Origin of the sequence: Geothrix sp., assembly GCF_049292215.1 — a bacterium.
Lineage (GTDB): Bacteria > Acidobacteriota > Holophagae > Holophagales > Holophagaceae > Geothrix.
The window spans coordinates 1-5,864 of sequence record NZ_JBATQW010000088.1 but is presented as its reverse complement, the minus strand read 5'-3'; the positions used below and the strand labels follow the sequence as shown (position 1 = coordinate 5,864).

Here is a 5,864-nt window from a genome sequence, read left to right as displayed (position 1 = left end):
GACGAGGAGCGGGTCGGGCGCCAGGTCCCGGGCGATGGCGGCGCGCTGCTGCTGCCCTCCGCTCAGCTGGCTTGGCCGGTGGTGTGCACGGTCCGAGAGGCCCACGCGTTCCAGCGCGGCTTCGGCCCGGGGCTTGGCCTCGGCCTCCGCCACGCCCCGGAGCTGTAGGGGCAGCATGACGTTTTCCAGGGCCGACAGCACCGGCACCAGGTTGAAGGCCTGGAACACGAAGCCCAGGCGGCGCAGGCGCAGATCGCACCGGTCCTTCTCAGAGAGGGCGGACACGGCCTGCCCGGCCAGGCGCACCTCCCCTTCATCGGGCGCGTCCAGCAGTCCTGCCAACTGGAGCAGGGTAGTCTTGCCGCTGCCGCTGGGGCCGGCAAGCACCGCCAGGCAGCCCTTCGGCACTTCCAGTGACACGTCGAACACGCCGGCGCGTTCGCCGCCGAGTTCGTAGGCGCGGGTGATGCGGTCCAACTGGAGCATGCCGCCAGTGTAGCCCGGCGCCAGGCGGGTCGCCGCGGAGGGGACGGTCGGAACCTTCAGGAGTGGCGGCCTGTTCGGCCCAAGACCGGCCTCCCGTGGCAAGATGACGCCCTGGACCGTCGACCGATCGGAGTGGAGGCTCACCATGGCCTGGGGGTGGGGTGTTCGCGAGGGCTTGATCAGGACCACCAGCCCGCTGCTGGGCTGGCTGGTGGCCCTCATGCTCTTCGGGGCGATCCTGCTGGTCGACGTCCTGGCGCCGCCCGAGGTGGACTTCTCGGCCTTCTACCTGGTGCCCGTGATCTGGCTGACCTGGTGCCGGGGGACCCGCGAGGGGCTCGCCATGGCCCTATTCTGCGGGGTGGGCTGGTATCTCCACGTCATCCTGAGCGGGCGGTACGCCAGTTCCGAGTGGTATCGGCTCTGGGATGCGCTGAACAAGCAACTCTCCTACCTGCTCGGCGCCTGGGCCGTGGGGGCCCTGCGCCGGGAGGTCCTGGTCCAGCAGTCCCTCAACCAGCAGCTGCAGGCTTCCATGGCTGAAGTGCGGGAGCTGAAGGGGCTGCTGCCCGTCTGCGCATGGTGCCACCAGATCCGGGATGACCAAGGCGCGTGGCAGCCGATGGAGGTGTTCATCCAGCAGCGCACCGGGGCCTCGGCCACCCACGGCATCTGTCCCTCCTGCCTGGAGAAGGCGGATCCGGAGTTGAGTTCCCTGCGGCCACCTGATTGAGCTAGGGCCGGGGTCGCTCCCGGAAGGCCAGCCCGTACGGCGCGGTGCTCGCCTCTAGGCGGCCCTCCTCGACCTCGCCGATGAGGTCGTTGCATGGGCCTCAACCCCTTGCCGGGTCACGCCTGGGGCTGCGGGGAAGCCTCAGGTGTGGGGAACCCGGCGGGGCGTTGAGGCCAGGAAGGCCAGACTAGGCCTGCTGCCGGGCGCGGAAGGCGGTCTCGTAGGCTGCCGTGCTCGCTTCGAGGCCACCCTCCTCCACTTCGCCGATGAGGTCATAGGCGTGGGCCTTCACGATGCGCACCAGCTGGATGGTGTTCACTTGGGGGGCGCCGTCCACCAGCAGCACGTTGCCGTCGATGTCCGGGGCCTGGCCGGCGTGGCGTCCCTTCACGAGAAGGTCGGTCTCTTCGTGGGCGCCCTCCACCAGCACCTCGATGACCTGGCCCACCTTCTCCTGATTCTTCTCCCGGGCGATCTTCTGCTGCAGCTCGAGGAGCCGTCTCTTGCGGGCCTCCTTGGTGCGCTTCGGAACCGGATCGCCTAGGCCGAAGGCGGAGGTGCCCTCCTCGGGGCTGTAGGTGAAGGCGCCCACATGGTCGAAGCGGGCCTCCTTCACGAAGGCCTTCAGCTCCTCGAAGGCGGCCTCATCCTCGCCGGGGAAGCCCACGATGAAGTTGGAGCGGATGGCGATGCCCGGCACCAGGCGGCGCACCTTTTCCAACAGCTTCATGAAGGAGGCCCGGCTGCCGCCCCGGGCCATGGCCTTGAGGATGGCGGCGTCCGCGTGCTGCAGCGGCATGTCCAGGTATCGGGCACAGTTGGGGGTTTCGGCCATGGCGCGCAGCAGCCCGTCCGTGAGGCGGTTCGGGTAGGCATAGTGGATGCGGAACCAGCGTAGGCCTTCCACGGCGCCCAGGGCCCGGACAAGCTTTTCCAGCGCATCGGGGTCGCCGAAGTCGCGGCCGTAGTCCGTGGTGTCCTGGCCCACCAGGCTGATCTCCAGCACGCCCTGGGCCACCAGGTTCCTGGCCTCGGCTACCACACTCTCGATGCTGCGGCTGCGCTGGGCACCCCGCAGCTGGGGGATCACGCAGAAGGCGCAGGCATGGTCGCAGCCCTCGCTGATCTTGAGGTAGGCGCTGGCCTTGGGGGTGGTGAGCATCCGGGGGCTGGCCTCGCTGTAGAGGTAGTCGGGATTGGGATCCAACTCGAAGCTGGCCCCGGCGCCGATGACCTCGGCGATCTGCTCGATGTCCCGAGTGCCCAGGCAGGCGTCGATCTCGGGCATCCCCGCCATGAGCTCGTCCCGGTAGCGCTCGACGAGGCAGCCCGCCACGATAAGCTTCTCGCAGGCGCCTTCCTGCTTCATGGAAGCGGCCTGGAGAATGGCCTCGATGCTCTCCTGCTTGGCCGCATCGATGAAGCCGCAGGTGTTCACCACCAGCACCTGGGCCTCCTCCAGCACCGGCGTGATCTGGTACCCCTTGAGACGCAGGTGGCCCAGCATGACCTCGGAATCCACGAGGTTCTTGGGGCAGCCCAGGGACATGAATCCGACTTTGGTCAACGGTGCTCCAGACCCCCATCCGGGGGAACCTCATAGGTTACCGCGACTGGCCGATAAGGTCAGCCTCAGGTGTTAAACTCAGACCCCCTCCGGATTGTCCATGAAGCTCACCCTCCAGGTTGACGGCGCCCTGCATCCCGTGACCCTCACGGAGGAGGGCGTGACCATCGGCCGGGGCGACCAGGCCACCATCAAGATCCAGGCGAACGCCGTGAGCCGCATCCATGCGCGGGTCTTCCTCAAGGACGGAAGGCCGCACGTCATGGACATGAAGTCCCTCAATGGGACTTCTCTCAACGGAACGACCCTCACGGAGCCCATGCCGCTGCACCCGGGCGATACCGTCCTCCTGGGTGAGGCCATGGTGATGTGGGTTCAGGAAGGTGGCCTGGCCGCCTCAGTGGCAGGCCTGAACCTGAACCTGACGCCCAAAGCCGTGGCCTCCCGGATCTCCCTGGAGGACCGCGCCTTCGACGCCTCCGGCTCCATCCTCGTGCCCCACGCCAGCCTGGAGGCCATGCTGGCCCAGGCCAGCGGGGAGCATCCGGCCGGCGAGGCGGTCACCTTGTTCCAGCGCCTGGCCAGCATGGCCGGAACCCTCCTGCGGGCCGCCGGGCTGGCCGAACTGCTGGAGTCGGTGATGGGCCTCGTGACGGCCCAGATCCCCTGCCAGCGTGGTTTCATCCTGCTCGCCGACGCCACTGGGGAACTCATCCCGGAGCTGATCTGGGAGGAGCAGCCCGGCGTCCATGCCAATCCCATCAGCCGCACCATCGCCAAAACCGCCATGGACAACCGCGTGGCCATCCTCACCACGGACGCCCGCATGGATCCCCGCTTCAGCGCCGGTGAGAGCATCAAGATCCACGGCATCACCTCGGCCCTGTGCGCCCCGCTCATCGTGGAGGAGAAGGCCTTCGGGGTGATCTACCTCGAGACGAGCCTCAACAAGGGCGGCTTCAAGCGGGAGGACGAGCACCTGCTCAGCGCCATGGCCAACTTCGCCGCCGTGGGCATCCAGCGCGAGCGCGAGGTCAAGTTCCGGCAGCGGCTCGAGCGGTACCACAGCCCCCAGGTGGTGGATCAGATCCTGAAGTCCAGCCAGAGCAAGGAGGCTCCGGCCCTCCAGGCCCAGCGCTGCCAGATCAGCGTGCTCTTCGCGGACATCTCCGGCTTCACGCGCATGAGCGAGGGCATGGAGCCCATGGTGCTGGCGGGCATCCTGAACCGCACCTTCGAGGCCATGACCGACCAGATCTTCAGCCGGGGCGGCACGCTCGACAAGTACATCGGCGACGCCATCATGGCCTTCTTCGGGGCGCCCAATCCCGATGCCGACCATGCGCGCCACGCCACGGAGGCCGCCATCGCCATGCAGGAGGCCCTGTACGCCTTGAATTCGATGCGGCCCGAGGGCTACCCCGAGCTGCGGATGCGCATCGGCATCAACAGCGGCGAGGCCTTCGCGGGCGACATCGGCTGCGAGAAGCGCATGGACTACACCGTGATGGGCAGCACCGTGAACCTGGCCTCCCGCCTGGAGAGCTCCGTGGCGCGGCCAGGCCAGATCGTGGTGGGACCCCGCACCGCCGAGCTCATCGGGCAGGAAGGGCTCCGGCAGCTGGGGGCCTTCTCCCTCAAGGGCATCGAGCAGGAGATCCGCCCCTTCGAGGTGCGCTGGGACCACGACACCCCGACAGCGGTCCACGATCTGAAGTAGACAGGCTTGCCCACTATCCTTCGGGCCAGCCCCCTCCTACACTGGCGACATCGCCTACCCATGCCGGTCGAGCCCGGTCGCAGGAGCCGCCCATGAACGACTTCCAGTCCACCGCCCCCGTCAAGGCCCACCGTGGCGTGATGCTGCTGGTCTTCGGCATCCTCGGCATCCTGTGCTGCGTGATCTTCGGGATCCTCGCCTGGGTCATGGGCCAGAGCGACCTCAAGGCCATGGCCGAAGGCCGGATGGATCCCAGCGGCGAGGGCCTGACCAAGGCCGGGAAGATCTTGGGGATCATCGGCTGCGCCTTCGCCATCCTCTCGATCCTCTGGGTGCTCTTCTTCGGCGGCCTGGCTGCCCTCGGAGCCATGCGCGGCCACTGATCCCGTGAAGTTCCGCCTGGAGCGGGCCCCCCGGCTGCCCAGGCTGCCGGTCTGGGCCTTGGTGGTGCTGGGCTGCTGGCTGCTCCTGGTGGTCATGGGGGCTCTGCTGGACAGACGTGGCGGGCCGGCCCTGGAGACCTGCCTGCTGCACCGCCTTTCCGGTCATCCCTGCCCCACCTGTGGCAGCACGCGGGTGGTGCTCGCACTGGGGCAGGGGGCCTGGGTGGAAGCCCTCCGGCTCAATCCTCTGGTGACCCTCGGCTTGGTGCTTGGCACGCTGGGGTTCGGCCTGCGGCTGGCCACGGGGCGGACGCTCCGGATGGAGCTGTCGTCCCGGGAACAGAAGGTGGCGCTGGCGGTCGGCTTGGCCGCGCTGGCGGTGAACTGGCTCTGGGTGCTGCGGACTCAGGCCTGATCGCTGTCCTTCAGGAAGTCCTTCCACAGCATCGAGGGCTGGATGCCGGAGTTGCGCTGGTACTTGCCCGAGTCGTAGCTGTCATAGTCACCGCTGACGGTGTGGTAGAAGATCTGGCAGATGGCCACGCCGGCGTAGATGCGCACAGGCTGGATGCAGCTGATTTCCAGGGTCCAGTAGCCGCAGAAGCCGATGTCGCCGAAGCCGGCGGTCACGTGGACGAAGAGCCCCAGGCGCCCCACGCTGCTGCGGCCTTCGAGCATGGGCACCATGCCATGGGTCTCGGTGTACTCCTGCGTGCGGCCCAAGTACAGCTTCCCTGGCTGCAGCAGCAGACCTTCGGCGGGAATCTTCAGGAACTCGATGCCGTTGGGCCGGGCCATGTCCAGTTCGTGGTCCGTGTAGACCGCCAGATCCTCGCCTAGGCGCAGGTTGTAGCTGTTCGGGTTGAGCTGGGCCTCCTGCCAGGGATCGATGCGGATCCGCCGCTGCGCCTTCGCCTCGAGGATCTGCCTGCCGGTGAGGATCACGGGATCTCCTGCGCCAAACGGAAGGCGCCC

General features: G+C 67.9%; 7 protein-coding genes. 4 read left to right on the top strand and 3 right to left on the bottom strand.

What is annotated here, in order from left to right:
• A partial coding sequence (locus WAS25_RS14735) for an ABC transporter ATP-binding protein (protein WP_422313435.1) occupies positions 1–486 on the bottom strand: 486 nt, incomplete at its 3' end.
• A gap of 145 nt (positions 487–631) precedes the next feature.
• Between WAS25_RS14735 and WAS25_RS14730 the strand changes: the two genes are divergently transcribed.
• Positions 632–1,219 carry a hypothetical protein gene (locus tag WAS25_RS14730; protein WP_422313433.1) on the top strand — a complete coding sequence of 196 codons (588 nt, stop codon included), beginning with the start codon at positions 632–634 and terminating at the stop codon, positions 1,217–1,219.
• A 187-nt stretch (positions 1,220–1,406) separates the two neighbouring features.
• Here the strand turns inward: WAS25_RS14730 and rimO are convergent, their stop codons facing one another.
• Complete coding sequence (gene rimO, locus WAS25_RS14725) at positions 1,407–2,786, bottom strand: 30S ribosomal protein S12 methylthiotransferase RimO (protein ID WP_422313431.1); 1,380 nt, start codon at positions 2,784–2,786, stop codon at positions 1,407–1,409.
• A gap of 100 nt (positions 2,787–2,886) precedes the next feature.
• Between rimO and WAS25_RS14720 the strand changes: the two genes are divergently transcribed.
• The 3 genes from WAS25_RS14720 to WAS25_RS14710 all read left to right on the top strand — a co-directional run bounded on the left by WAS25_RS14720 (position 2,887) and on the right by WAS25_RS14710 (position 5,304).
• Positions 2,887–4,506 (top strand): adenylate/guanylate cyclase domain-containing protein, encoded by a 1,620-nt coding sequence (locus tag WAS25_RS14720; RefSeq protein ID WP_422313429.1) that lies wholly within the window; start codon positions 2,887–2,889, stop codon positions 4,504–4,506.
• 92 nt (positions 4,507–4,598) lie between these two features.
• On the top strand, positions 4,599–4,889 hold the full coding sequence (locus WAS25_RS14715; RefSeq protein WP_422313427.1) for a hypothetical protein: 291 nt from the start codon (positions 4,599–4,601) through the stop codon (positions 4,887–4,889).
• A 4-nt stretch (positions 4,890–4,893) separates the two neighbouring features.
• Positions 4,894–5,304, top strand: coding sequence for a DUF2752 domain-containing protein (locus tag WAS25_RS14710; protein WP_422313425.1), 411 nt, complete (start codon positions 4,894–4,896; stop codon positions 5,302–5,304).
• On the opposite strand, the gene dcd is transcribed toward WAS25_RS14710, so the two are convergent.
• A complete protein-coding gene (gene dcd / locus WAS25_RS14705; RefSeq protein WP_422313437.1) occupies positions 5,295–5,834 on the bottom strand; it encodes a dCTP deaminase in 540 nt (179 codons plus the stop codon). The two genes, WAS25_RS14710 and dcd, sit on opposite strands and share 10 nt — an antisense overlap.
• Between the last annotated feature and the right edge of the window lie 30 nt (positions 5,835–5,864).